The sequence below is a fragment of the Streptomyces sp. NPDC001843 genome, assembly GCF_042891955.1.
Taxonomy (GTDB): Bacteria; Actinomycetota; Actinomycetes; order Streptomycetales; family Streptomycetaceae; genus Streptomyces.
The window spans coordinates 43,559-68,418 of the sequence record NZ_JBIATQ010000025.1 but is presented as its reverse complement, the minus strand read 5'-3'; the positions used below and the strand labels follow the sequence as shown (position 1 = coordinate 68,418).

The 24,860-nt window shown below is 73.1% G+C and carries 20 protein-coding genes; 1 reads left to right on the top strand and 19 read right to left on the bottom strand.

The window, feature by feature from the left end:
* Window positions 1–48 precede the first annotated feature (48 nt).
* From ACFYZQ_RS38260 to ACFYZQ_RS38240, 5 genes are all read right to left on the bottom strand, one after another.
* Window positions 49–798: an SDR family oxidoreductase gene (locus ACFYZQ_RS38260; protein WP_389158490.1), complete on the bottom strand. Its 750-nt coding sequence runs from the start codon at window positions 796–798 to the stop codon at window positions 49–51.
* Window positions 795–2,300, bottom strand: a complete 1,506-nt coding sequence (locus ACFYZQ_RS38255) for an FAD-dependent monooxygenase (protein WP_389158487.1) — start codon at window positions 2,298–2,300, stop codon at window positions 795–797. The genes ACFYZQ_RS38260 and ACFYZQ_RS38255 overlap by 4 nt, the downstream gene beginning before the upstream one ends.
* Window positions 2,297–3,817 (bottom strand): 3-carboxy-cis,cis-muconate cycloisomerase, encoded by a 1,521-nt coding sequence (gene pcaB, locus ACFYZQ_RS38250; RefSeq protein ID WP_389158484.1) that lies wholly within the window; start codon window positions 3,815–3,817, stop codon window positions 2,297–2,299. Before pcaB ends, ACFYZQ_RS38255 begins: the two co-directional genes overlap by 4 nt.
* Entirely contained in the window at window positions 3,814–5,847 is a 2,034-nt protein-coding gene (locus ACFYZQ_RS38245; protein ID WP_389158481.1) for an FAD/NAD(P)-binding protein, read from the bottom strand. The genes pcaB and ACFYZQ_RS38245 overlap by 4 nt, the downstream gene beginning before the upstream one ends.
* A gap of 664 nt (window positions 5,848–6,511) precedes the next feature.
* Window positions 6,512–7,987 carry an MDR family MFS transporter gene (locus ACFYZQ_RS38240; RefSeq protein WP_389158478.1) on the bottom strand — a complete coding sequence of 492 codons (1,476 nt, stop codon included), beginning with the start codon at window positions 7,985–7,987 and terminating at the stop codon, window positions 6,512–6,514.
* Between the two features lie 444 nt (window positions 7,988–8,431).
* Here ACFYZQ_RS38240 and ACFYZQ_RS38235 point away from each other — a divergent pair, with 444 nt between their 5' ends.
* Window positions 8,432–9,469: a transcriptional regulator gene (locus ACFYZQ_RS38235; RefSeq protein WP_389158476.1), complete on the top strand. Its 1,038-nt coding sequence runs from the start codon at window positions 8,432–8,434 to the stop codon at window positions 9,467–9,469.
* A gap of 48 nt (window positions 9,470–9,517) precedes the next feature.
* On the opposite strand, the gene ACFYZQ_RS38230 is transcribed toward ACFYZQ_RS38235, so the two are convergent.
* The 14 genes from ACFYZQ_RS38230 to ACFYZQ_RS38165 all read right to left on the bottom strand — a co-directional run bounded on the left by ACFYZQ_RS38230 (window position 9,518) and on the right by ACFYZQ_RS38165 (window position 24,740).
* Window positions 9,518–10,276 carry a response regulator transcription factor gene (locus tag ACFYZQ_RS38230; RefSeq protein ID WP_389158473.1) on the bottom strand — a complete coding sequence of 253 codons (759 nt, stop codon included), beginning with the start codon at window positions 10,274–10,276 and terminating at the stop codon, window positions 9,518–9,520.
* A 174-nt stretch (window positions 10,277–10,450) separates the two neighbouring features.
* Window positions 10,451–10,855, bottom strand: a complete 405-nt coding sequence (locus ACFYZQ_RS38225) for a GNAT family N-acetyltransferase (RefSeq protein WP_389158470.1) — start codon at window positions 10,853–10,855, stop codon at window positions 10,451–10,453.
* Window positions 10,839–12,125, bottom strand: a complete 1,287-nt coding sequence (purB, locus tag ACFYZQ_RS38220; protein ID WP_389158468.1) for an adenylosuccinate lyase — start codon at window positions 12,123–12,125, stop codon at window positions 10,839–10,841. The genes ACFYZQ_RS38225 and purB overlap by 17 nt, the downstream gene beginning before the upstream one ends.
* Before the next feature lie 97 nt (window positions 12,126–12,222).
* The gene (locus ACFYZQ_RS38215; protein ID WP_389158465.1) at window positions 12,223–13,725 is read right to left on the bottom strand and encodes a glutamine synthetase; all 1,503 of its coding nucleotides are present in this window, start codon (window positions 13,723–13,725) and stop codon (window positions 12,223–12,225) included.
* Between the two features lie 3 nt (window positions 13,726–13,728).
* The gene (locus ACFYZQ_RS38210) at window positions 13,729–15,135 is read right to left on the bottom strand and encodes an amidase (RefSeq protein WP_389158462.1); all 1,407 of its coding nucleotides are present in this window, start codon (window positions 15,133–15,135) and stop codon (window positions 13,729–13,731) included.
* 57 nt (window positions 15,136–15,192) lie between these two features.
* The gene (locus tag ACFYZQ_RS38205; RefSeq protein ID WP_389158459.1) at window positions 15,193–17,124 is read right to left on the bottom strand and encodes a hypothetical protein; all 1,932 of its coding nucleotides are present in this window, start codon (window positions 17,122–17,124) and stop codon (window positions 15,193–15,195) included.
* On the bottom strand, window positions 17,124–17,450 hold the full coding sequence (locus ACFYZQ_RS38200) for a 4Fe-4S dicluster-binding protein (protein ID WP_389158457.1): 327 nt from the start codon (window positions 17,448–17,450) through the stop codon (window positions 17,124–17,126). The genes ACFYZQ_RS38205 and ACFYZQ_RS38200 overlap by 1 nt, the downstream gene beginning before the upstream one ends.
* A gap of 128 nt (window positions 17,451–17,578) precedes the next feature.
* Complete coding sequence (locus ACFYZQ_RS38195) at window positions 17,579–19,015, bottom strand: alkaline phosphatase family protein (protein WP_389158454.1); 1,437 nt, start codon at window positions 19,013–19,015, stop codon at window positions 17,579–17,581.
* Window positions 19,012–20,181 (bottom strand): metabolite traffic protein EboE, encoded by a 1,170-nt coding sequence (eboE, locus tag ACFYZQ_RS38190; protein WP_389158451.1) that lies wholly within the window; start codon window positions 20,179–20,181, stop codon window positions 19,012–19,014. Before eboE ends, ACFYZQ_RS38195 begins: the two co-directional genes overlap by 4 nt.
* Before the next feature lie 3 nt (window positions 20,182–20,184).
* A complete protein-coding gene (locus tag ACFYZQ_RS38185) occupies window positions 20,185–21,057 on the bottom strand; it encodes a TatD family hydrolase (protein WP_389158448.1) in 873 nt (290 codons plus the stop codon).
* Window positions 21,057–21,671, bottom strand: coding sequence for an EboA domain-containing protein (locus ACFYZQ_RS38180; RefSeq protein ID WP_389158445.1), 615 nt, complete (start codon window positions 21,669–21,671; stop codon window positions 21,057–21,059). Before ACFYZQ_RS38180 ends, ACFYZQ_RS38185 begins: the two co-directional genes overlap by 1 nt.
* Entirely contained in the window at window positions 21,668–22,513 is an 846-nt protein-coding gene (locus tag ACFYZQ_RS38175; RefSeq protein WP_389158442.1) for a sugar phosphate isomerase/epimerase family protein, read from the bottom strand. Before ACFYZQ_RS38175 ends, ACFYZQ_RS38180 begins: the two co-directional genes overlap by 4 nt.
* Entirely contained in the window at window positions 22,510–23,613 is a 1,104-nt protein-coding gene (locus ACFYZQ_RS38170; protein WP_389158439.1) for an SCO3242 family prenyltransferase, read from the bottom strand. The genes ACFYZQ_RS38175 and ACFYZQ_RS38170 overlap by 4 nt, the downstream gene beginning before the upstream one ends.
* Window positions 23,610–24,740, bottom strand: coding sequence for an inositol-3-phosphate synthase (locus ACFYZQ_RS38165; RefSeq protein WP_389158436.1), 1,131 nt, complete (start codon window positions 24,738–24,740; stop codon window positions 23,610–23,612). The genes ACFYZQ_RS38170 and ACFYZQ_RS38165 overlap by 4 nt, the downstream gene beginning before the upstream one ends.
* Between the last annotated feature and the right edge of the window lie 120 nt (window positions 24,741–24,860).

Genomic DNA, 24,860 nt, shown 5'->3' with positions numbered 1-24,860 from the left:
CGGGACTCCCCGGTGCCGGCCCCGCAGAGGGCTTCGTTGTGCGTGGGTTCACCAGGGGACCGTGCCGGTGTCGTCCTGCGAGGTGCCGGTGGGTCCGTCAGGGCCGAGAAGCGCCAGCCGAACGGCGGTGACGACGCCCTCTTCGACCGTCTGGTGGCCGCGGTGGTTGTTCATGTCGGTCGCGGTGAAACCCGGGTTGGCCGCGTTGACCTTGATCGGTGTGTCCCGCAGTTCCTTGGCGTAGGCGATCGTGAGGGCGTTCAGAGCCGTCTTGGAGGACTGGTAGGTCACCAGGTTGTAGCCGGCGAACTCGGAGGTGAAGTCCGCGTTGAGTGTCAATGAGCCCACCGTGGAGGACACGTTGACGATGCGACCGGCCGGGGAACGGCGCAGCAGGGGCAGCATGGCGTTGGTCACCGTCAGCACGCCGAAGACGTTCGTTTCGTACACCTTGCGCAGTTGCCCGGCGGTGGCGGCGCTGGGCGGGCCGGAGAAGGCGCCGGTGATGCCCGCGTTGTTGACCAGGATGTCCAGTCGTCCGTAGCGCTCGTCGATCCAGGCGGCGGCGTCCGCCACACAGGCCGGGTCCGTCACGTCGAGCAGCAGCGGGTGCGCGTCGAGTCCCTCGGCGGCGAGCGCGTCGGCGGCCGGCTTGCCCCGCCGGAGGTCGCGTGCTCCCAGCAGGACGGTCGCCCCGCGTGCGCCGAGTTGGCGTGCCGTCTCCAGACCGAGGCCCTTGTTGGCGCCGGTGATCAGGGCGATCCTGCCCTCGTGCCGGGCCTGGCTGTGGTCCGTCATGCCGCGTCCACCTCCTCGCCGAACCAGCGGGTGAGCGCGTCGGTGAGACCCGCGGGGCCGGAGCCGGCCGGGGCGGCCCAGGCGACGTATCCGTCCGGGCGCACCAGGAGGGCGGCGGCGCCGTCGAACGGGTCGTCCCCGTCGGCGGCGTGCAGCGACGCGGACACGACGTCGACCCGGTCGCGCCACGGGCCCGCGGCCTCGCGCACCCGCTCGTCACCCGACAGGTCGAGCACCACCCCGTGCGCGGCGTGCAGCAGCTGAAGCGTCGACGTCTTGCCGCGCTCTCCCGTCTCGTCGACCAGTTCGGCGGCCGGCAGTCGTCGGCCCAGCAGCGGATGCCCCTCCGTTCCCATGTCGTAGCGGATGTCCAGGCCGGTGACCATGCCGATGAGGTGCTTGCGGACCTCGGGCAGCTCCATCAGCTCGGCGAACAGCTCGCGCATCGGCTGCATGTGCTCGCCCGTGATGTACAGGCTGCGCTGGGTGAGGGTGTTGACCAGAACGCGGGCGCCCACCGGGTGCCGTTCGGCGTGGTAGGTGTCGAGCAGACCTTCCGGTGCGCGGCCCTGGACGGCGAGCGCCAGTTTCCAGCCGAGGTTCACCGCGTCCTGCACGCCCGCGCTCATGCCCTGGCCGCCGATGGGGAGATGGATGTGGGCGGCGTCTCCGGCCAGGAACACCCGGCCCTTGCGGTACTGGTTCGCCTGCCGGGTGGCGTCGGTGAACTTGCCGATCCACCGGGGTGTGCCGCCCCGGATGTCCTCGCCGGTCAGCCGCAGCCAGGCGGCGGCCACCTCCTCGAAGGACGGCGGCTCGTCGCCCTTGCGGGGGACCACGCCGGCGTCGTAGTAGGTGACGCGGAAGATGTCCGGGCCCTGCTGGAAGGCGAGCACCATACCGCCCGGGACGCGTTCGCCGTTGGGCCGTGGACGCACCCCGGTGACCCCGACGACCTCGGCGAACGCCATCTCGATGGTGGCGTCGTGGCCGGGGAAGTCGATGCCCGCCTTCTTGCGCACGGTGCTGCGTCCGCCGTCGCAGCCCACCAGGTAGGCGGCGCGCAGCCGGCCGGGGCCCTCCGGCCCGGTCACCGTCACCTCGACCGCCTCGTCACCGGCGTCCAGGCCGGTGACCTCCCAGCCGCGGCGCACCTCGACGCCGAGTTCCCCGGCCCAGTCGTTCAGGACGGCCACCGTCAGCGACTGCGGCACGCCCTTGGCGCCGTAGGAACCGCCCGGCACCTCCCGGTAGTCGAGCGGGACGCCGCCGAAGTGGCCGATGGGGATGGTGTCGAAACCGCCGAACCGGGGCAGCAGTCCCCGCTGGTCGAAGGTTTCGATGGTACGTGCCGTGAAGCCCAGTGCCCGGGACTGGTCCGTCGGCTCCGTCGACTTCTCCAGCACGACGCAGCCGACGCCGGCCAGCCGCAGTTCGCACGCCAGCATCAGCCCGACCGGACCGGCTCCGACAACGATGACGTCCGTGTCCACGCCGCTCATTTCGCTCCCAGGTGAGAATGTGTTGAGGTGCCCTGGGCGCCGGTCAGCGCCCGGTCGACCAAAGCGCCGGCCGCGCCCGTGTAGCCGGCCGCGTCCAGCAGTGCGGCGGGCTCGCCAGGGCCGAAAACGCCCCGCAGTGTGGGGAGTTCGGCAAGGACCTCGGCCAGCGACCGGGAGGTCTCGGCGGCCACCAGCGACGCCTTTGCCAGCAGGTCCTTGGCCGCCGCCTTGCCCAGCCTGGGGGCCAGCACGGCGGAGACCCGCTCGGAGGCGACCTGGCCGCCGGTCGCCTCGAGGTTCGCGCGCATCCGGTCCGGGTGGACGGTGAGCCCGCGGACCAGTTCGAGGGCGGTGCACGCGGCTCCACCGGTCAGCCTCAGGCACTCGCGCAGCGGCAGCCATTCGGTGTGCCACACACCCGCCGACCGTTCGTCCTCGGCGACCAGGCACTGCGTCAGGACCGCGGCCAACGCGGGTACCTGCAGCGAGGCTGAGCGGATCAGCGTGGCCAGGACGGGGTTGCGCTTGTGCGGCATGGCCGAGGACACCCCGCGGCCCGCCACCTGCGGTTCGGCCACCTCGCCGACCTCGGTGCGGGCCAGCACCAGCACATCGGCGGCGATCTTGCCCAGCGCGCCCGCGGTGTGTGCGAGGGCGGCGCCCAGGTCGGCGATCGGCGTGCGCAGCGCGTGCCAGGGCAGCACGGGCTCGGCCAGCTGTGTCTCCTGGGCGAAGGCCGCGGTGAGTTCGTCGACGAGGGCGTGCTGGCCGGTGCCCTCACCGGCGTACTGGAGGTAGCCCGCCAGCGTGCCGGCCGCGCCGCCCAGGGACACCGGAAGCCTGTCGGCGACCTGCTCCAGGCGGGTGGCGGACTCCAGCACGAGCTGCCGCCAGCCGGCCGCCTTCAGTCCGAACGTGGTCGGTACGGCGTGCAGGGCCAGCGTGCGGCCGGCCATCACCGTGTCGCGGTGCTCGGCGGCCAGCGTGGCGAGCACGGCCTCCGTGGCCCGCAGGTCACCGACGACGATTCGCAGCGCCTGCCGGGCCACCAGCATCGCACCCGTGTCGAGGATGTCCTGGCTGGTGGAGCCCCGGTGCACGTACTCGACGGCCTCCGGGGCGTCGTCGGCCACCACTGCCGTCAGTGCTTTGATCATTCCGACGACCGGGTTCGCGGTCTCCCGTGCGGCCCTGGCCAGCTGAACCAGGTCCAGCCGTTCGGCGCGGGCGGCGACGGTGATCGCGGCGGCGGCCGCCGCGGGCACGGTGCCGCAACGGGCCTGCGCCCGGGCCAGGGCCGCCTCCGCGTCCAGCATCGCCTGCAGCCAGGCGGTGTCGCTCACGACCGCTTCCACGGGGGTGCCGGCCCTGACCGGGGAGAGCAGGCCGCTGTCCAGGTCGGCGCCGGGCGTGAGGGCGGAGCCCGTGGGGGGCTCCAGGACGGTGTCGGGCGGGGCGGAGCCGCTGCCGGGCGGGATGTTCTCCGCGTTTCCGGGGCCCGGGTGACTGGTCGTCATGCCGCTGCCCTCGTCGGGGTGTCGCTGCCGCGCGCTGTCCGGTCCGCCCGTACCGCCGGAGGGGCCGGTGTGGTCACCGGTGCCGGTGCGGTCGCCGGCTCCGGCAGGCTCAGCACGGCACCCGCGATGGCGTCGGAGTCCTCCAGTGTCACCGAGCCGACGCCGGGCCGGATGCCCGCGGCGGTCACCCAGTGCACGGACTCGGTGGGCACACCGTAGGCGAAGCGCCGCGGATGCGGCTCTCCCTGGGCGTCCAGCAGTCGGTAGGGCCGCTCGGTGACGGCGAGACCGCCGGTCTCGTAGTCCGGGCCGTCACCCCGACCGGGGATGCTGTACGGGCGGCACTGGCCGGTCCTCAGCAGGTGGGCCAGCAGCGGATCGGCGGTCCGCCGCAGGTCGATCTCCGGCAGCCGGCTTTCGATCAACGCTGTCGTCCGGACCAGGACACCGGGAATGTCGCTGGTGCCGGTGAAGCGGGGGCCCTCAGGACCGTCCGCCTCGGTGCCGACCCGCAGTCCGGGGCCGAGGACCTCCAGAACGCGCGCGTCCATCAGCGCGGCCATCTCATCGATGCGGGAGGCGGGCGGGCCGATGGACAGGTAGGCGTTGAGCGGCGTGTACCAGCCGTCCAGTTCGTCACGGTGGGAGTCGCCGTCCAGACCGCCGTGGTCGACGGCCAGGCGCACCTCGTTGCGCAGATCCCGCAGCACGTCCAAGGCCGCTTTGAGCGGGCCGGAGATGTTGCCCTCCCGGGCGTTTTGGACGTCCTCGTCCAGGTGGTCCCGCAGCCAGGCGCGGAAGGCGGACAGATCCGGGAAGACGCGGTTGCCGTGGGGCCGGGCCACCCGCTCCCAGTCCCACCGCTCGGCCGTGTCCACGTCGGCCTCGGCCAGCAGCCGGTCCCGCTGCGGGCCGGGCTCGGCGCGCAGGTAGCGAGCGGCGAAGTCCGCGGCGCGGGCTGCGCCTTGCCGGGGGGTCAGCAGCGCCTCGTAGTAGACGCTCTCCACTTCCTTGGAGATCAACGGCCACAGGTCGGTGCCGAACCGGATGGGTCCGCGGTCCGGCGCACGCAGGGCCGCGATGTGCTCGGCGGTCAGCAGCCGCGGCAGGTGACGGCCGTGGGCGCCTTTCTCGTTCTCGCCGCGCGCCTGGTACGGCACACCGCGGCGGGAACCGGCGTACAGGCGTGGCTCGCGGCCGGAGGGTCGGTAGACCAGACGGCCGTCGACACGTTCGAAGACGCCGCCGCGGGCGCGCGTGAAGAGGGCCATGTAGTCGAAGAAGTTCAGGCCGAGACCGCGCAGCAGCACACCCTCGCCGGGCGCGATGGAGTCGAGGTCGACATCGGCCGGGTTCGCGGGGGTGATGTAGGTCAAGCCGTGCCGGGCGGCGAAGCCGGACAGTTCCTGCTCGGCGGGGCCGGGTACGACGGGCAGGTGACCCTGTGCCAGTACGATCGCGGACAGCCCGGTCAGCCGGGTGCCATCGGCCAGGAGCACGGTCTGCGGCCCCGTCCCGCCGAGCCCGCTGTCACCGTCGTCCAGGGCGACCGCCCGCTGTGCGTGCACGCGTACCGTCACGTGCGCGGCCGCGTTCGCCGTCACCTGCTGGAACACCCAGCCCAGGTACTGCCCGTACAGGGCACGGGTGGGGTAGGTGTCCGGCCCCAGGTCTCGGGCCTCGGCGAGCGTCTCGTCGTCGTAGGTGGTGCCGTCGCCCGGGGTGAGCGCGCTCGGTCCGAGCGCCTTGGCCCACTGGTAGAGGCTCGGGCCCTCCTCCAGAGGGCCCTCGATGCCGACGCTGGCATCGGTGTAGACCGTCACCTGGGAGGCGACGGTGTTCATCAGCAGATGCCGGGACTGCGAGGGCCGCCACACGCGGCCCGCGCCGGGTGGCGCCGGTTCGACCACGTGCACGGTGACGTGGTCCCAGCGGGGGGACTTGCGCTCCTGTGCGCACAACCGCTCCAGCACGGAAAGCCCGCGCGGTCCGGCGCCGACGAGGCACACTTCCATACGTCCGCTGCTCACAAGGACACTCCGCTCGGCGTACGGGGGCGGCGGACCGGCGGCGCGGCCACACCGGTGAGGCGGGCAGGCCGGGCGTCGCTCCCGGGGGTCGTGGTGGTTTCCCGGTGTTCCGGGCAGAACGAAGAGACTGCCGTCAGCGGCGGCCCCGCCGTGGGGCCGGTGCACCGACCGTCCCGCTCACCTCCGCGCGTACCGTCCACAGCGCCTCCTTCCTCCGCCACCGTCGGTGGGGGCGCTCAACCGCGACTCGGATCCGACTAGTCCGGCTGGGAGGTGCGGGGTTCGGGGTGGGGGACGCGGGGTGCCGTGGGTGCCGTCGATGTGGAAGGCGTGGTCCTGGGGCTGGACGCACGGCACCTCCCGTAGGCGCCTGTTGGCGTACGGGAGGTGCCGGGTGGGGCTGCGCGGGGTCGCCGCGCGGTCAGCCGCCGTTCGTGGCCGGCCAGGTGGGGTCGCCACTCGGGCGGCCGCGGCAGGAGGAGGGTTGCCGGGGGCGCCGGTGCCTGGGGTGCCGGAGTCGGCGCTCAGTCCCTCGGGTGGAGGCGGTGTGCGGGCGGGCCCGCCGCATCCTGTTCGATCTCGCCACCTCAGTATTCGCGGCGGAATCGGAGGTCCGCTCGAGAAACCCTCGAACCGCGGGCAGTGCCGCTTGTGCCGACGGGCGTCAGAGGTCCACGGCTCCAGCCCCGGGCCCCGGCGTCCTGCGCAGGGCGACCTCGCGCACCAGCAGTCCCGCCACGAGGGCGGCGGCGCCGGCCAGCGAGCCGACCAGGAACGCGCTGTGCGTGCCGGCCGCCGTGGCGTACCGGTAGGCCTCGTGCACCGCGGGGTTCAGCCGGTCCAGACTCGCCGCGTCGAGCTGGGCATGCGCCAGCGGCGGCCGGCCCGGTGTCCGGTCGGCCATCACCTCGAGCACCCGGCGGTTGAACAGCGCGCCCATCACGGCGACGCCGAAGGAGCTGCCCAGCATGCGGAAGAGGGTGATGACGGCCGAGGCCGCGCCGATGTCCCGGATGTCCACGCTGTTCTGCGAGATGAGCATCATCACCTGCATCAGGCAGCCGAGGCCCGCACCGAGTACGGCCATGTACACAGCCGCCTCGGTCCGCGAGGTCGAGGTGTCCATGCGGGACAGCAGAAGCATGCCGACCAGCATCAGGGCACCGCCGGCCACCGGGAAGGCCTTGTAGCGTCCGGTGCCGCTGGTGATCCGGCCAGCCACCATCGCGACGACGATCATCGCGCTCATCATCGGCAGCAGCAGGAGCCCGGAATTGGTCGCCGAGGCTCCCTGCACGGCCTGCTGGTACAGCGGCAGGAACAGCACCGCTCCGAACATCACGAAGCCCATCACGAACCCGGTGACCGTCATCAGCGAGAAGTTGCGGCTGCGGAAGATGTGCAGCGGCACCACGGGCGCCGCCGCCCGGGTCTGCCAGAAGACGAACGCGCCCAGGCAGAGCGCACCGCCCACGATCAGCGTGACGATGACGTCCGAACCCCACGCGTACTCGGTGCCGCCCCAGGTGGCCACCAGGACGATCGCGGTGATGCCCGCCATCAGCAGGGCCGCGCCGAAGTAGTCGATGCGGGCGCTGCTGCGTCGTACCGGCAGCCGCAGCACCACCGCGGCCATGGCCAGGGCGAGGACGCCGATCGGCAGGTTGATGTAGAAAGCCCAGCGCCAGCCGAGGTGATCGGTGATCGCGCCGCCTACCAGCGGGCCGCCGATCATGGACAGGGCCATGACGGCGGCGAGCATGCCCTGGTAGCGGCCCTGTTCGCGGGGTGGCACCAGCTCCCCGACGATCGCCATGACACCGGCCATGAGTCCGCCCGCGCCCAGGCCCTGGATCACCCGGAAGCCGATCAGCTGGCCCATGTCCTGGGACATGCCGCTGAGCGCCGAACCGGCCAGGAAGACGACCACGGACGTGAGGAAAAGGTTCTTCCGGCCGTGCAGGTCGCCGAGCTTGCCCCAGATCGGGGTGGCCGCGGCGGTCGCCAGGGTGTACGCGGTGACCACCCAGGAGAGGTGTTCGAGACCGCCCAGGTCTCCGACGATCGTGGGCATCGCGGTCCCCACGATCATGTTGTCCAGTTGGGACAGCAGCATCGCGATCATCAGCGGGAGCAGCATGAGCCGTATGCTGCGCCCGGGCGCCTGCTGCGCTGTGTCCGCCGTATTTTCGATGGTCGTCGCCACGGTCGCTCACCTCGCTCAACTCGCCTGTCCGCACGGGCACGTGGCGTGGGAGCGCCCGTCGGCGGTGCTGGGGCCGCCCGGACGGCGCGGCACCGCGCACGGTGAGCAGCGCAAGAAAGTCCAACAGGAGCCGCTCGACCCCCGCTGGTGTGCCGATGGTGGCCGGGCAGGGCCCTGCCCGCGCTGCCCACCGGTTCTTGAGCTGGGCTTTCGTCGCGACCTGCGGGTTTCGGCGAGCCGTGGGCGTGGGTGCGGCGCGGTCGCGGCGGGCCGGTGTCAGGGGTTTGTCAGCCGGTTGTCAGGGCGAATTGCCACGGTCCGCACTCCGGGCCCGTTTCCGGCCCGTCAGGCCGGTTGCGTCCACAAGGAGTCGCGGTGATGGACCATCAGACCGTGCGCATGCACCCCGACGGCAGCTCGGAGCGTCTGCTCGCCCTGAAGGACGCACTGCGCGACGCGCCCGTGGAGCGGGTGCGGCTGGCTGATCTGACGGCTTCCTTCACTCCGCGCTCGGGCGGGGTGGACAGCGAGTGGGCGTTGACCCTGGCGCAGGTGGAGAGCGGACTGCCACCGATCTTCGTGCACCGCCCCAGCCTGTCCGTCATCGACGGGCTGCACCGGGTGCGGGCCGCGCGGCTGAAGGGCCGCACGCACATCCAGGCCCGTTTCTTCGACGGTTCCCGGCAGGACGCGGCGCTGCTGGCGGTGATGATGAACGTCACGCAGGGCCGCCCGCTGCCGGTGGCAGACAGGATCGCCGCCGCCGAGCGGATCGTCGCCGAGCGGCCCCAGTGGTCGGACCGGGCCGTGGCGGTGGTCGCGGGTCTGTCGGCGAAGAAGGTCTCCGAGCTGCGGGCGCGGCTGACCGGGCTGCCGCGGTGCGAGCGGCGGGTCGGGCTGGACGGGCGTACCCGGCCGCTGAGCACGGTCCGGGCGCGGGAACTGGCCGGGGAACTGCTGCGGGCCGACCCGAAGGCGTCGCTGCGGACGATCGCCCGGCAGGCCGGGATCTCCCCGGCGACCGTAGCGGACGTGCGGGACCGGCTGCTGCGCGGCGACGACCCGGTGCCGCCCCGTCAGCGCGGCCTGGCCACGGCCGGCCGTGGGACACGCGAAGCGCGTGAGCAGGAGGGGCGGGAGCGGGCCGAGGAGACACGGTCGGCCGACGAGTTGTTCGCCATGCTCGAGTCGCTGCGGCGGGATCCGTCGCTGCGGCTGAACGAGGTGGGGCGCAGCATGCTGCGGCTGCTGGACGCGTGCGCGCTGATCGCCGGGGACCGTCGGCGCATCATCTCCAACCTGCCCCCGCACTGCGCCGACCAGCTGGCCGGGCTGATGAGCGGGTATTCCGCGCTGTGGCAGCTGCTCGCCGACGAACTCCGCACCAGCACGGACTGCCGGGGGGCGGCCCGCTGAGCCGGTCCGCCGTCGGGGCCGTGGGGGTGTCCCCTGGGCGGCGGGCCTTCACTGGTGGCCCAGTTTGAAACCCACCCCCCGCACCGTCACGATCCAGCCGCTGTCGCCGAGCTTGCCGCGCAGGCTGCTGACGTGGGTGTCGACGGTGCGCCGGGACCACGAGTCGCCCCACACGTGCCGCAGCAGCTGCTTGCGCGGTATGACCGTGCCGGGGTGTGCGGCCAGCACACACAGCAGGTCGAACTCCTTGCGTGTGAGGGAGACTTCGACGTCGTCCAGAGTGACCCGGCGGGAGTTGACGTCGATGTGCAGCGAACCGTGCCGGATCTCCTCGGTGACGGTCGGCTGCCACTGGGTGCGACGTACGACGGCCTCTATGCGGGCCATCAGTTCCCGCAGCCCGTACGGCTTGGTGACGTAGTCGTCGGCGCCGGCCTGGAGGCCGAGGACGCAGTCCAGCTCGGACTGCCGCGCGGTCACGATGATGACGGGAACGCGGCTGACGGACCGGATGGTCCGGCACACCTCCAGCCCGTCGAGATCGGGCAGCTCCAGAGCGAGCAGCACCAGGTCCGCGTCCCCGTGCGCCTCCAGCGCCGCGCTGCCCTGGGTGACACCGATGACCTCGTGGCCGTGACGGCGCAGTTGGGGTACCAGCGGGTCGCCGAGGTCGGGGTCCACGACCAGGATGCGCCGTGCCGTCGGCGCCGCGGTCGGCGCGACCGCGGGTACGCCGTCGACCAGCTGCACCGGGTGCGGGGCGGGTGTGCGAACCTCCGGCAGCACCTGTGCCGTCATCTGACTCATACCTCCCCCAAGGGTCCTGCACGGCCCGTGTGCGCTGCCGACGCGGCAGCCGGGACGCGGCCTCGGCGGTCGCCGGGCCGCACCTCGCACACGACCCTACGAACCGGCGGTCGAGTCCCGCTGAAGCGCGGGGCTCGACCGCGTCGAGTGGACGACGACGGAAGCTGGGACCCGTTACGGGTTGAGCACCCAGGCCGAGTGGTGCGCCGTGAACCCGATGTGCGGGTAGTACTCCGTCGCAGCGGGCGCCGACAGCAGGACGATCTTGGCGGTCGGTGCCTCCTTGCGGGTGGCGTCGATCAGGGCGCGGCCGATCCCGGAGCGCTGGTGGGTGCCGGCGACGGCGATGTCCGACAGGTAGGTGACGTAGGCGAAGTCGGACACGCTGCGCGCGATGCCGATGAGCGCGCCCTCGGCATCCCGTGCGACGAGGACGAGGTTGGCGTTGCGCACCATCGCCGCCATGCGCTGCCGGTCGTCGGTGGGGCGCCGCTCGCCCAGGCCCGACGAGCGGTACACCTCGAGTACCTCGTCCAGGTCGAGGGCGGTGCCCTCCACCCGCTCAATCGTCCAGCTCACGAAGCTTCTCCAATCGGCTGCGCAGTACGTCGTGGTGGGTGAGGAAGCGCTCGGGTCCGAGCGTCCCGAGGTCGATGCCCTCCTGGGCGAGCGAGGTGCCGAAATGCTCCCCGGTGGCGATCGTGCGGTTGGCCGCGTCCTGCACCGAGCGGTAGGCCCGTTCGCGTTCGGTACCGTCGCCCAGCAGGTCGGCGAGGACCGACGAACTGTAGATGAGGCCGTCGGTGGCCTCGATGTGGGCCCGCATCCGCTGCGGGTGCACGGTGAGTGACTCCACCAGGTCGGCTGCCTTCACCGCCTGGAAGTGGCCCACGGACAGGCTGTCGGGCAGGATGACCCGCTCCACCGACTGGTGGGCCAGGTCCCGCTCGTGCCACAGGGCCACGTTTTCCAGGGACGCGGTGGCATAGCCCCGCAGCAGCCGGGCCAGGCCGCACAGCCGCTCGCTGGTGGTGGGGTTGCGCTTGTGCGGCATGGCACTGGACCCCTGGTAGGCGACCGCGCGGTGCTCCTCCACCTCGCGGACCTCGGTGCGCTGCAACAGCCGCAACTCCAGGGCGATCTGCTCGATGCAGGCGCCCAGGGCCGCCACCGCCTGGAGCAGCTGGGCGTGCCGGTCGCGGGCGACGACCTGGCTGGGTACGGCCTCGACGCCCAGGCCGAGCGCCTCGCACACGTACTCCTCGACGAACGGGTCGATGAGGGAGTACGTGCCGACGGAACCGGAGATGGTGCCGACGGCGACGGCCTCGCGGGCCGCGGCGAGCCGTGCGAGGGAGCGGTCGACGGCGAAGGCGTAACCGCCGAGCTTGTGCCCGAACGTGGTGGGTTCGGCGTGGATGCCATGGGTGCGGCCGACCATCACCGTGTCCCAGTGCGCCAGCGCCTTGTCGACGAGGACCCGCCGCAGCCGCCGGCCCGCGCCGGTCAGCAGGTCGGTGGCGCGGGACAGGGTGTGGCCGAGGGCGGTGTCGACCAGGTCGTAGCTGGTCATGCCGAGGTGGACCCAGCGGGCGGAGGAGTCGGGGATGTCCTCGCAGTACGCGGCGAGGAACGACAGCACCTCGTGGTCGCGTTCCTTCTCGATCTCGGCGACCCGGGTGGCGAGCGGGACAGGGGCCCGGCGCATGTCCGCGAGGGCTTCCTCCGGTACGCGGCCGAGGCGGACCTGGGCCTCGGTGGCGAGGATCTCGACCCTGACCCAGGTCGCGTAGCGGGACTGGTCGCTGAAGAGGTCCGCCATCTCGGGCAGCGTGTAACGAGAGATCATCGATCGGCCTTCGTCCGTGGGCGGGTGGTTCGGCGGGCGGCTGAGGGTGTGGCCCGGTGCGCCGTCCCCGTCGCACCGGGCCGTTCGGGGCGCTCCCTCAAAACGCCCCGAAGTACTCGCGCTGCTCCCACTCGGTGACGCGTCCCGGCGCCGGGGCGGCCTGCACGCACCACGCCTCGAAGCGGCTCAGCTCGCTCTCCTTGAGCTTGGCCAGGCAGGCGGCGAGCGGCGTGCCGAGCAGCTGTGCTGCGCGGCCGGCGCGGAAGGCGTCGAGGGCCTCACGCAGTGACTGCGGCACCACCTGGCCGGGGCCGTCGCCGCGTGTTTCCGGCGCTGCGGGGGCGGCGGTCATGCCCTCGAGGCCGGCGAACAGCTGGGCGGCGATGTTCAGGTAGGGGTTGGCGCACGGCTCGCCCATGCGGTTCTCGATGTGGGCGCCGGCGCCGCTGCCGACGACCCGCAGCATCGCCGTGCGGTCCTCGACGCTCCAGCCGACACGGGTGGGGGCGAGGGCGTGCTCGGCGGCCAGGCGACGGTAGCCGTTGACGGTGGGAACCGACAGCACGAACAGCTCGCGCGCCCAGTGCAGCAGGCCCTCGGCGTAGGCCTTCCCCTGCGGGGACAGCCCGCCGGACAGGCCTTCGGCGCTGAAGACGTTGCGGCCGGTGGCGGCCTCGACGACGGACTGGTTCAGGTGCCAGCCGCTGGGGTCGGCGGCGTCCAGCAGCGGCTGGGACATGAAGGAGGCGTGGTACCCGCGGCGGGCGCAGAACCGCTTGGTGACGGTACGGAACAGCAGCATCGCGTCGGCCGTGTCCAGGGCCGACATGGGGCTGAAGGTGGTCTCCACCTGGCCGGGTCCGGACTCGTGCTCCATCGACCTCAGCGGCAGGCCCAGCTTGAGCAGGTGCAGGGCGAGCGGATCGGTGACGGGGGCGACGGTGTCGTAGGCGGCGTCGAGGTTGAACTGGTAACCGGCGTTGACGGCGCTCACGCGCGGGGCGAGGCCCTGAAGGCCGAAGCCGTTGCCCTGGTTGCCGGGTTCGTCGTCGAGGCGGCGTGTGAGGTACCACTCGACCTCCAGGCCGAGCACGGGGGCGAGCCCCTGCTCGGCGTACCGGCCGAGGACGCGACGCAGGACGGTGCGCGCGGACAGCGGGTGCGGGGTGCCGTCGCGCAGGTACTCGTCGCCGATCACCCAGGCGGTGCGCGGGCCGTGGCCGGGCAGCACCTGGAAGGTCACCGGGTCGGGCACCAGGATGAAGTTTCCGGCCCCGGCGATCTCGTCGACACCGATGCCGTGCTCGCCGAGGAAGTCGACGGCGACGGCGTGCCCGGTGTCGAACAGGAACGGCCCGGGGCTGAAGTTCATGCCGTTGCGCAGCACGGTGCGGAAGGCCTGCGCGGTCAGCGTCTTGGAACGGGCCAGCCCGTGCGGGTCGGCGAAGGCGACCCGCACGAAGTCGACGTCGCCGAGGGCGGCTTCGACGCGCTCGGCCGCGGCGAGCTGTTCGGCGTTCCACAGCCCGTGGTCGGTGACGAACGAGGGGCGCCCGACGCTGCCCTCCGCGGCCGGTGTGGACCATGACCTGGCATACATGGTTCAGGGCGTCCTTTCGCCGGTGGTGACGGGGGTGAGGTCGGCCGCGGGCGGGTGCGGGAGTGGGAGCGGTGCCAGCATGGCCTCCAGGCGGCGGGCCACGGTCAGGACGAGGTCGTCGGCGCCGACCGGGCCGACGAGTTGCAGGCCGGCCGGCAGCCCTGAGCGGGTCAGGCCCGCGGGCAGGGACACGGCGGGCTGGCCGGTCATGTTGAAGGGGTACGAGGCCGGCGCCCAGGACAGCCACATCAGATCGCGGGGGTCGGCCGCCCAGGAGGGGCCGATGGCGTCGGCGGCGAACGGCTCGATCGGCACGGTGGCCATGGCCAGCAGGTCGTAGCGGTCCATGACGGAGCGCAGGGTGGCGCGCAGGTTCTGCCGCACCTCCTCGGCCTGGATGACCCGCACCCCGCTGAGGGTGCGGCCGTGGCGGACGATCTCGAGCCGGCCCGGGTCGCACCAGGCCTCGTGCTCGGGCGGGGTGCCGGCCGCCTCGGTCGCGGCGAGGATGTCGACGACGGCCGGGTAGAGGTTCTGGCAGCGCACCTCCACGTCCTCGACGCGGTGGCCCTCGGCCACCAGGATGTCCCTGCCCTGTTCGGTGACCCGGCGGATCTCAGGATCGGTGCCCTCGTACTCGATCCAGCCGATGCGCAGGGCCCGCAGATCGCGCGGGGAGTCCAGGGAGCCGAGCCCGGAGTCGGGGTCGGCGGGGTGCGGGCCGGCGATGACCTGGCCGAGCAGGGCGGCGTCGGCGACGCTGTGGGCGAGTGGGCCCTGGTGGGCGAGGCGGTCGGCGCCGTTGGGGAAGTACGGCACCTTCCCGTACGACGGCTTGTAGCCGACGACACCGCAGAACGCGGCCGGGATACGAATGGAACCGGATCCGTCGGTGCCCAGCGAGCCCTCACACAGTCCGGCGGCGACCGCGGCGGCGGCCCCGCCGCTGGAGCCGCCGGCGGTCAGCCGAGGGTCGTAGGGGTTGCGGGTGGGCGGGGCAACGCGGCCGACGGTGGCGGCGCTCCAGCCGAACTCCGAGGTGGTGGTCTTGCCGACGACGACGGCGCCGGCCGCACGCAGCCGTGCCACCGCGGGCGCGTCCTCGCGGGGGCGGTCGTTGGGCAGCAGCGACCCTCGGGTGGTGGGCAGGTCGCGGGTCTGGAGCAGGTCCTTGACGGAGACGGTGACGCCCAGCAGCGGCTGATCCCACCAGGCCTCGCGGCCCTTCTCCCGGATGCGGGCATCGGCCTGCTCGGCGGCCTGCAGAGCCTCCTCGCCCGCGACCGCGACGTACGCGTCCAGGGCGTCCTGCTCGCGGATGGCGGTCAGGACGGACCGGACGTGTTCGACGACGGTGAGGTCTCCTCGGGACAGGAGGTCCTTGGTGTGGCTGATGCCGCGGGCGGTCATCTGGCTCTCCTTCAAGAGCGCTCTGGGTGCGGAACGGGGCCAGGTCCTCCGTGCGCGTCAGGACGCACGGAGGGCCTGCCCGGGCGCGTCGGAAGCCGCCGTGGGCTTTTCACCCGCGATGGCCGACAAGTGCCAGGAGGAGTCGAAGGCGGTGACCTCGACGGGCCGGCCGGCCTCGGCCATGGCGGCGACGAGTCCGGTGGCCCGGGCCACGAACGCGGAGAGCCGGTGCGCGGCGAGCAGGTCCTGCTCGTCGAAGGGGACGCCGTCGCAGCGCAGCAGCCTGAGGTCGATGAAGCCGTTGAAGACCCGTCCGCCCACCTCGACGGCCTGTGGGGTGCGGATGGAGAACCGCACCTTGTTGTTGACGTGGCCGTGGTGGTGCTGGTCTGAGTAGAAGGCGACGTCCGGGATGGTCGGCGGGACGAAGTGATCGCGGGCGGTGACCTCTTCGGTGCGGGGCAGGTTGCCCGCGATGAAGTGCCATGAGTTGTACTGCATGCGCGACGACATCGCCCAGGCGGCGTCGGCGACGTTCGCCGTCGAGTCGCCGAAGTGCCGTGCGGCCTTGGGGTGCGGGACCACACAGCAGAAGAAGCGGGTGATGTCCCAGTCGCAGATCTCCGCCCAGCGTTGCGCGCGCAGCGCCGCCACGAGCGCGGGCAGGGAGCGCATGCCACGGCTCATCGTGAAGTCGGCTTCGAAGACCTCGGTGGCCCCGGCGACCGCCTCGTACACCAGGTGCTCCAGACCGGTGCCGAAGTCACCGTGCGGTTCGGCGAGCCAGTCCGGTGCGGCGGCGAGGCTGTCGCCGAGCCCGGCGAGGGTGGTGCCGGTCAGCGGCAGCCGGTCGGTGAGCCGCGCGACCATCGCGTCCTCGCGGTCCCGGGCCCGGGCGCCGGGAGACTTGGCCACCCGCTCGATCTTGTGCATCAGCGCGCCGTGGATCTCGCGGTACAGCTGGGCGCTGCGGCCCGCTTCCTGACGGCGGGCGCGCAGGGCCTGGGCGAGGTCGTCGAGGGCCGCGACGGTGGGGGACGCGGCGGCCGGCACCGGGACGCCGCCCGGGATCGTGTTGTAGCCGAGCCGGATCCGCTCCAGCATGTGGGCTACGTGATCAACCGTCAGCTGCGTGCCGTTGGCCTCTTCGACGCGGCCGAAGCCGGCCGAGCGGATGAGCAGGGTCAGGCACACGACCAGCTGGACGTCCTGGTCCGACCACAGGTCGAGCGGCAGGCCCCGCAGGCTGCTGAGCGCGCAGTCCGGGTGGCCGGGCCACAGCGTCTTGCCCGTGAGGTTGTTCGCCTGACGGAAGTTCGTGTACTGGTGCTGCTGCTGGTAGAGCACGAAAGGTGCGGTGCGCAGCGCCGCCTCCCGAGCCTGTTCCAGCAGGTCGTCGCGGCCGTCGGGCCCCTGCTCCTCGAGCCAGTTGCGGCAGTCGGCCACGGTCTCGGCGAGCCGCTCCTCGGCGGCCTTCGTCTCCTGCCCGTAGGCCTGCAGGAGGTCGGCGGTCCACGCCACCCGGCGGACGCCGCCGACCAGGTTTTCGCGGTCCAGCGGCCTCTGGGAGGGCACGCGCAGGACGACACGGCCGGAAGTGGACAGGCCGATCTCGCCGAGGAACGCCGCCTCGCCGTCCGGCTCGCCGGCGCCGGCGAGCTTCCGGCTGTCCGTACCGGTGCGCCAGGTCAGCCCGCACAGCACCTTCAGTGCGGCCTCTTCGGGGGCACTGAGCGCGCGCAGCTGGATGTCGGCGGGCACGTGGCCGTCGAGGGTGAGCAGCACTTCCACGAAGGAGCTCAGGTCGTCGGCTTGTTCGGCGCGCTGCCAGGTCCGCTTCAGCAGGCCCGGGAAGCCTGCCTCGGGGTCGAACTCGCGGTCCGGTTTGACCGTGCCCGCGGGTATGCCGAGGCGGCTGGGCCGCCGGCTGATCCGCTTGCGTGCGTTGATCTCGCGGCGGGACTCGCCGCGTCCGGTCACCCCGCTCATCACGTGTCCTTGGCGGTCAGTTCGATGTGGTTCCACATCGTCTCGTCGGTCGGCGTCCAGTCCTCGTCCACGTAGATGCAGTCGACGGGGCACTCCAGGACGCACGCGGGGCAGCCCGAGCACAGCTCCGGGATGATCACGACATCGAGGCCGCGGTCGAAGATGGCCCCGAACTCCTCGGGGCAGCTGCGCAGGCAGGTGTCGCAGGTGATGCACTCCGACTTCTCGATGCGGCGCGGCGCCTTCTTCCAGTTGTCGGGGCGGGTGCGTGTGGCTATCCGCTCGGCCCGCCCGGACAGCGCGGCCGACGAGGCAATCTTTTTCACGGGCAGGGACCCCTTATACGAGTCTTCTCGGCCACAGCCGGAAACCGGACGCCTTCGATGGTCGGGGCCCCGTCTCGACCGGGCCCGGAGCGCCGGTGGGGGGCCGGTCGAGACGGCGGGTGTGCCGGTCAGCGGCGGGCGACGGCCTGCCGATCCGGAGCCGTCCGCGTGGTGTCGCCGGACAGGCCGGCGAGGTCGAGCAGGAGTTGCTTGACCTGGGTGGCCGCGAGTCGCGGGGGCGTCGCTCCGGGCGCGGAGCACAGCAGCAGCGGAGCGTCGTCGTCGCTCGTGGGCAGCCGGCCGTGGGTGCCACGTACGGGGGACGGGTCCAGGGGGACGACGGACATGCGGTAGCGCAGGCCGAGTTTCTTGCGGGCCAGCGCGGAGGCCGCGCGCAGGCGCACGTACGGGTCGAGCGGGTCGAGGAACAGTTCGGCCGGGTCGTAGCCGGGCTTGCGGTGGATCTCGACGAGCGGCGCGAAGTCGGGGGCACGGGCGTCGTCGAGCCAGTAGTAGTAGGTGAACCAGGCGTCCGGTTCGGCGACGGCGACGAGTTCGCCGGAGCGCGGATGGTCGAGGTGGTGCGCCTTCTTGCCGTCCTCGTCGAGGAGCAGGCCGACGCCGGGCAGGTCCTTCAGCACCGCGCGGGCGACTTCCTGGTCCTCGGGCCGGCGCACGTACACGTGGGCGATCTGATGGTCGGCGACGGCGAACACGCGGGAGGCGTGCGGGTCCAGGTACTCCATGCCGTCCTGGGTGTGCACCTGGAGCAGGCCCGCCCGGCGCAGGGCGCGGTTGATGTCGACGGGGCGGCGGGCGGGCGTGATGCCGTACTCCGACAGTGCGACGACCGTACGGCCCTGGGCGCGGGCGTCGTCCAGCAGGGGTGCCAGGACCGCGTCGAGGTCGGCGGCGGCCCGGTGGGAGCGGGGGTCGTCGGGGCCGAAGCGCTGGAGGTCGTAGTCGAGGTGGGGCAGGTAGGCCAGGGTCAGGTCGGGGTTCCGGGACCTCATCACGTACCGGGTGGCCTCGGTGATCCACCGCGAGGAGGCCAGGCCCGCGCCGGGTCCCCAGTAGCTGAACAACGGGAAGGTGCCCAGGCGTTCGGTGAGTTCGTCGTGGAGTGCGGCGGGCCGGGTGTAGCAGTCGGGTTCCTTGCGGCCGTCGGAGTAGTAGACGGGCCGGGGGGTGACGGTGTAGTCGGTGTCGGCTCCCATGGCGTACCACCAGCAGATGTTGGCGACCGTGTAGCCGGGGTCGGTACGGCGGGCGGCGTCCCAGACGCGTTCGCCGTCGATGAGCTGGTGGCTCTGCCGCCACAGAAGGATCTCGCCCAGGTCGCGGAAGTACCAGCCGTTGCCGACGATGCCGTGTTCGGCGGGGGTGCGGCCGGTGAGGAAGGTTGCCTGTACCGAGCAGGTGACCGCGGGCAGCACCGTGTCCAGCGCGGCCCGTGAGCCCTGTTCGCCGAGGGCGGCGAGCCGGGGCATGTGGGCGAGCAGCCTCGGGGTGAGGCCGACGACGTCGAGGAGGAGCAGGGGTGCGGGCCCTTGGGGCTCGGTCATGGCAGTTCCTTGAGGCCGTGGTCGGTCAGCAGGTCGCGGGCCAGGGACAGTTCGGCGGCGATGCCGTCGGCGAGCTCGGCGGCGTCGCGCGGACGCAGCTCGGGCGGCAGCACCTGCCAGGTGTACGTCTCCACCTCCAGGTGCCTGGTCAGCGGCTGTGCGCCGCCGATCAGGACGGCCAGTGCGCGGCGCAGCACGGGCAGCGTGGAGGTCAGCGGTGCGGCCGGCCGGGCGTGCAGCGGGACGTGGAAGTGGGCTCGCCAAGGGGCGTCGGAGGGCAGGGCGGCGCCGGCCAGGGCGGTGCCGAGGTCGTCGGTGCCCAGCAGGCCGGAGGGGGTGGCGGCGCGGGTCTGGTGCAGGAAGCGCGGCTCGTCGAACGCGGCCAGCGCGGCGCGTACTTCGGGCCGGTCGGGGTGTTCGGCGTGCAGGGCCGCGGACAGCTGGGCCTTGACCACCGGCACTCCGGCGGAGGTGAGGGCGGTCAGGGCCGGCTCCGGCTCTTCGAAGGAGGTGGCCAGGTGGCAGGTGTCGACGCACACGCCGAGGCGCTGATGGCCGACGGCGGTCAGCGGGCCGATGGCGTCGGCGCAGGTCTCCACCACGCACCCCGGTTCGGGTTCCAGGGCGACGCGGACCGAGCGGCCGGTGGCGGCGGCCAGGTCGTCGAGCCGGCCGGTGAGTTCGGTGAGGGCCGCGTGGGCGCGTGCGGCGCGGGCGGGGTCGTCAGCGGTGCGCCAGGCAAGCGGCAGGGTGGAGATGGTGCCCTCGACGGCGTCGTCGGGCAGCAGTGCGGCCAGCACCCGGGCGAGCGCGAGCGTGTAGGTGAGCCGTTCGGGGTGCGCCCAGTCCGGCTGGTAGACCCGGTACTTCACCTCACCAGAGCCGAATCCCCGGTAGGGGAAGCCGTTGAGGGTGACGACTTCCAGGCCGTGGCGGTCCAGAGCACCGCGCAGGGTGTGCAGGGCGCGCGGATCGGTGTCGAGGGCGCGGGCCGCGTCGGCGGCCAGCCACAGACCGATGCCGAGCCGGTCCACGCCCAGGCTGCGGCGTACGGGCGCGCAGTAGGTGCTCAGTTGCGCGAGGACGCCGTCGAGGTCCTCGGCGGGGTGCACGTTGGTGCAGTAGGCGAGATGGACGACGCTGCCGTCCGGGTGGCGGAACCGCACGGTTCACCGCCCGGCGGGCACGGCCTGCGCGGGGGCGCCGCGCAGGATGGAGTTGCCCTCGTGGGTGGGGCCGGTGGTGGCGACGTCGAGGGTGAGGCGGCCGCTGAGGGAGTAGAAGGCGACCGGGTTGCGCCACAGCACCAGGTCCACGTCGTCCTCGGTGAAGCCTGCGGCGAGCATGGCCTCACCGACCTTGCGGGTCTTCAGCGGGTCGCTCTTGCCCCAGTCGGCGGCGGAGTTGACGAGCACCCGCTCCGGGCCGAACTCCTCGAGCACGGCGACCATGCGGCGCTCGTCCATCTTGGTGTGGGGGTAGACGGAGAAGCCCAGCCAGCAGCCGCTGTCCTTGGCGGCCCGCACGGTGGTCTCGTTGAGGTGGTCCAGCAGGACGTGCCCGATGGGCAGGGCGGAGGACGAGACGACGTCCAGGGTGCGGCGCAGGCCGGCGAGCTTGTCGCGGTGCGGGGTGTGCACCAGGGCCGGCAGCCCGTGGTCGGCGGCCAGTTGCAGCTGGTGTTCCAGGGCGGTGTCCTCGGCCGGGGTCATCGAGTCGTAGCCGATCTCACCGACCGCTACGACCTGGTCCTTGACGAGGTAGCGCGGCAGTTCGCCGAGGACGGGCAGACAGCGCGGGTCGTTGGCCTCCTTGGGGTTGAGGGCGATCGTGCAGTGGTGGGCGATGCCGTGCTGGGCGGCGCGGAACGGCTCCCAGCCGAGCAGCGCGTCGAAGTAGTCCAGGAAGGAGGCGACCGAGGTGCGGGGCTGGCCCAGCCAGAACGCGGGCTCGACCACCGCGCGGACGCCTGCCGCGTACATCGCCTCGTAGTCGTCGGTGGTGCGGGACGTCATGTGGATGTGCGGGTCGAAGATGCGCATCAACGTTCCTTGTCGGTGAGGGCGAGCACATGGTGCAGGTCGTCGGGGACCGCGCGGCCGGCGGCGGTGCGCTCGGCGGCGTACGCGCGCAGCATCCGGGCGAGTTCCGGGTCTCCCTGGGCCCGGTCGGCGAGGGCGGCGACGTGGGCCACCGGCACGCCGGTGAACAGGCACTTGAGCACGGCGTGCCGCCAGGTGTGCGCGTCGAAGTGCCGGGCGGCGTAGGGGCCGACGGCCGCCGCCAGCAGGCTGGTGTCGTTGGAGCGCAGGGCGTCCTCGACGAGCGGCACGCCGTGGCCGGCCGGGAGGTCCAGCTCTGGCAGGGCCAGCAGGACCGCTCGGCGCTCTGCGGCCGTGCCCTGCCGGTACAGCAGGGTCACGGTGGCCGCGTCGGGCCGGGCGGCGGTCAGCAGCTCCACCCGTGCGGAGTCGGCGAGGGCGCCGCAGCGGCGGCCGGCCTCCGCGAAGCGCAGTTCCCATCCGGGCTCGCGGGCGGCGGCCTGGGCACGGGCGCGGGCCAGCCAGTGCCGGGCGTCCGCGTGGAGACCGGAGAGGGCGGGATCGGGTCGGCCGGTGTGGGCACCGGCGTCCGTCTCGGGCTGGACGGCGGTCATTTCGTGCCTCCGTTTCGCAGGAAGTCCAGGGAGCGCGCGGCGAGTTCGGGCCCGGCGTGGGAGTGCCGGGGCAGTTCGACGACGGTCAGCCCCTGGTAGTCGGCCGCGGCGAGAGCGGCCAGCACGGGCGGGAAGTCGATCTCGCCCTCGCCGAACGGCAGGTGCTCGTGGACACCGCGGCGCATGTCCTCGACCTGCACGTGCCGGAGCCAGGGCGCCGCCTCGCGGACACAGTCGGCGGGCGCGGAGGGTTCCAGGCACTGGCAGTGGCCGATGTCGAGGGTCAGGCCGAGCGGTTGCGGGTCACCGAGGGCGGCGCGCAGCCGGTGGAAGTCGGCGAGGGTGGCCAGCAGATGACCGGGTTCCGGTTCGACCGCAAGTGGGACGCCGGTTTCGTCCGCCACGTCGAGGACCGGTTCCAGCGAGTCCGCCAGGCGTTTCCAGGCGGTGTCGGTGTCGACGCCGTCGGGCCGTACGCCGCTGAAGCAGTGCAGGGCGTGCGCGCCGAGGTCGGCGGCGACGCGTACGGCGCGGATCAGCAGCCGTATCCGCATCCACCGGGCGTCCTCGTCTTCGTCCAGCAGGGTGGGGCCGTGTTTGCGGCGCGGGTCGAGGACGTAGCGGGCGCCGGTCTCCACGGTGACCTCGAGGCCGAGCCGGGCCAGGCGCCGTGCGGTGCGGCCGGTGCGGGCGGCCAGGTCGGGGGCGAGGGGGTCGAGATGCATGTGGTCGAGGGTCAGGCCGACGCCGTCGTAGCCGAGGTCGGCCAGCAACGCCAGGGCGTCCTCCAGCCGCAGGTCGGTCAGCCCGTTCGTGCCGTATCCCAGGCGCAGCCGGCTCATGTGGGGCTCACCTTCCGCGCCAGGCGGGCCGCGAGCGGGGCGAGAGCCGCGGTCAGCAGCCCGGTACCGGGCGCGCCGGCCCGCGCGGCCAGGGCCGCCTGGAGACAGACCGTGGCCCGGATGCCGGCGCCGACCGCCCGCTGGGTCAGCGCGGGGGACGGGTTCAGTGCGGCGTGCAGCAGCGGCCGGGCGACGGTGGCCGTATAGCCGGCCGCCAGCGCCGCCCGTACGACCTCGCCCGTACCGACCGGTCCCGCGAGGTGCCCGCCGCGGACCGCACCACGCCCTCGCGGGGCTGGGGGCACCGTCCCGCGCATCGCGTGTCCGGTGTCCGCCGCCCGCACGCCGCGCGCCCGGTGTCCGCCCGTGCGAAGGAGGGTCCCGGTCACTGCCGCGGTCGCGGCCAGGGCCGCCAGGGGGGCCGTCACCGAGCCGCCCTCGGCCTCTCGGCGGGACACCAGGGTCACCGCACTGGTGTGGCAGGCCAGGGCGGTCGCCGGGGCGAGGGCCGGGCGCAGCGGCCGGTCCGCGGCTGCCGCGCCCAACAGCAGGTCCAGGCCGCGGGCGGCGGCCATCGCCACGGGGCCCGCCGGGGTGTGCTTCAGCTTCAGGTCGTACGCCCACACCGTGGCCGCCAGCGGCGCGGCGACGGTGAGGGCCCGCCGTCCCGCGCAGGCCGCCAGGGCCACGCCCGCCGCGGTCAGCGTGGCCGCCGCCACGAAGGCGGTCTGCGGGTGGATCCGGCCCGAGGGCAGCGGCCGGTGCGGACGCGCCACGGCATCCTCGTCCCGGTCCGCCCAGTCGTTGAGGGCCATGCCGGCCTCGTACAGGCACACGGAGGCGCCCACCGCGAACAGCGTCGCCCGGCCGGTCCGGGCGCCCACGGCCGCCGTGCCGGCCAGCACGTCACCAGGTACGGTGAACACCGCGGGCAGCCGCAGCAGTTCGGCCCAGGCATGGGCGGTGGCCCTGGCCGGCAGCGCCGGCCGTGCGGTACGGCGGTCACCGCGGGCGGCCGTGGAGGCCGCGTGCGCGAGGGCGGGGAACGGGGCCCCTGGGTGGCGCGGTCGCCAGGCCGCTCTGGCCGGTGCGAGGCTCACCGGGACTCCCCCAGCCGCTCGGCGAACGCCAGCAGAGCGGCGTACTGCTCGGACAGTGAGGCGCTGTCACCGTCGGGGTCCTTGAAGTAGAAACCGAGTTCGGGGCGCGGCCCGGTCAGGCCCACCTCGTGGGCGCGGGCCAGCAGCCGCGCGAGGTCCAGCACGAGCGGCGCGGCGAGGGCGGAGTCGCAGCCCTGCCAGATGGTCTGCAGCACCATGCGGGTGCCGAGGAAGCCGTCGAAGGCGACGTGGTCCCATGCCGTCTTCCAGTCCCCGAGAGCCGGTACGTCGTCGATGTGGACCTCGCCCGCGGGCAGTGCGCCGAGGTTGTCGACGAGCACCCGTTCCTTGCCGGCGTTCTTCGCCGCGGCGGCCGCCGGGTCGGCGAGCGAGGCGCCGTCGCCCCCACCGAGCAGGTTCGTGCCCGACCAGGCCCGTACCGTCAGCGCCCGCTGGCCGAACATCGGCGCCAGCACCGACCGCAGCAGCGTCTGCCCGGTCTTGCCGTCACGGCCGGTGTACGGAAGTCCCGAGTCCCTTGCCGCGGCAGCCAGTTGCGGGTGGCGCAGACCGGTGGAGGGGGTGAAGTTGACGTAGGCGCAGCCGACGCGCAGGGCGGCCGCCGCGTACAGGGAGCTGGCGGGCCATTCGCCCGAGCCGGGGGCGGGCTCGGTGGAGGCGACGTTCACCACGACGGTGCGGGCGACGCCGGTGCTGTGGACGAATTCCCGTATGTCCGTGGCGAACGCGGTGATCAGTTCCTCGGGGCCGCGGTCGTCGCCGGGCTGCGGCCCGCCGGGGCGGACGCGGCTGTCGGCGGCGGTCAGCTCGCCGTGCACGGCGGCGGGCAGCCAGTGCGGCAGCACGCCCTGGGCGGCGAGTTGTTCGGCGCGCTTGGTCAGCGGGCCGTCGGCCGTGTCGTGGCCGCCGAAGACCAGGGAGGAGAGGGCCGGCAGGCCGCTACGGGCGAACGGAGGTGTCTCGGTGACCAGGCCGGTGGGCGGCAGCAGCCCTGCCGCCAGCGCGGCGCAGCCGGCGATGGTCGTGGTGGCGACCGAGCCGCGGGCGCCGACCAGCCACACCCCTGTGGGTCCTGCTGCGGCGGGTGTCTGGGAGGGTACGGACACGAACGGCCTCCTGGTACGTCGGATATCGGTCCGCGCAAGCGGATGCCCGGCCAGAATGCCGACCCGCGCGGCCGACAGCCGCTCCTCTCCGGCCGCACTCGAGCGGCCGCCGAGTTGTTC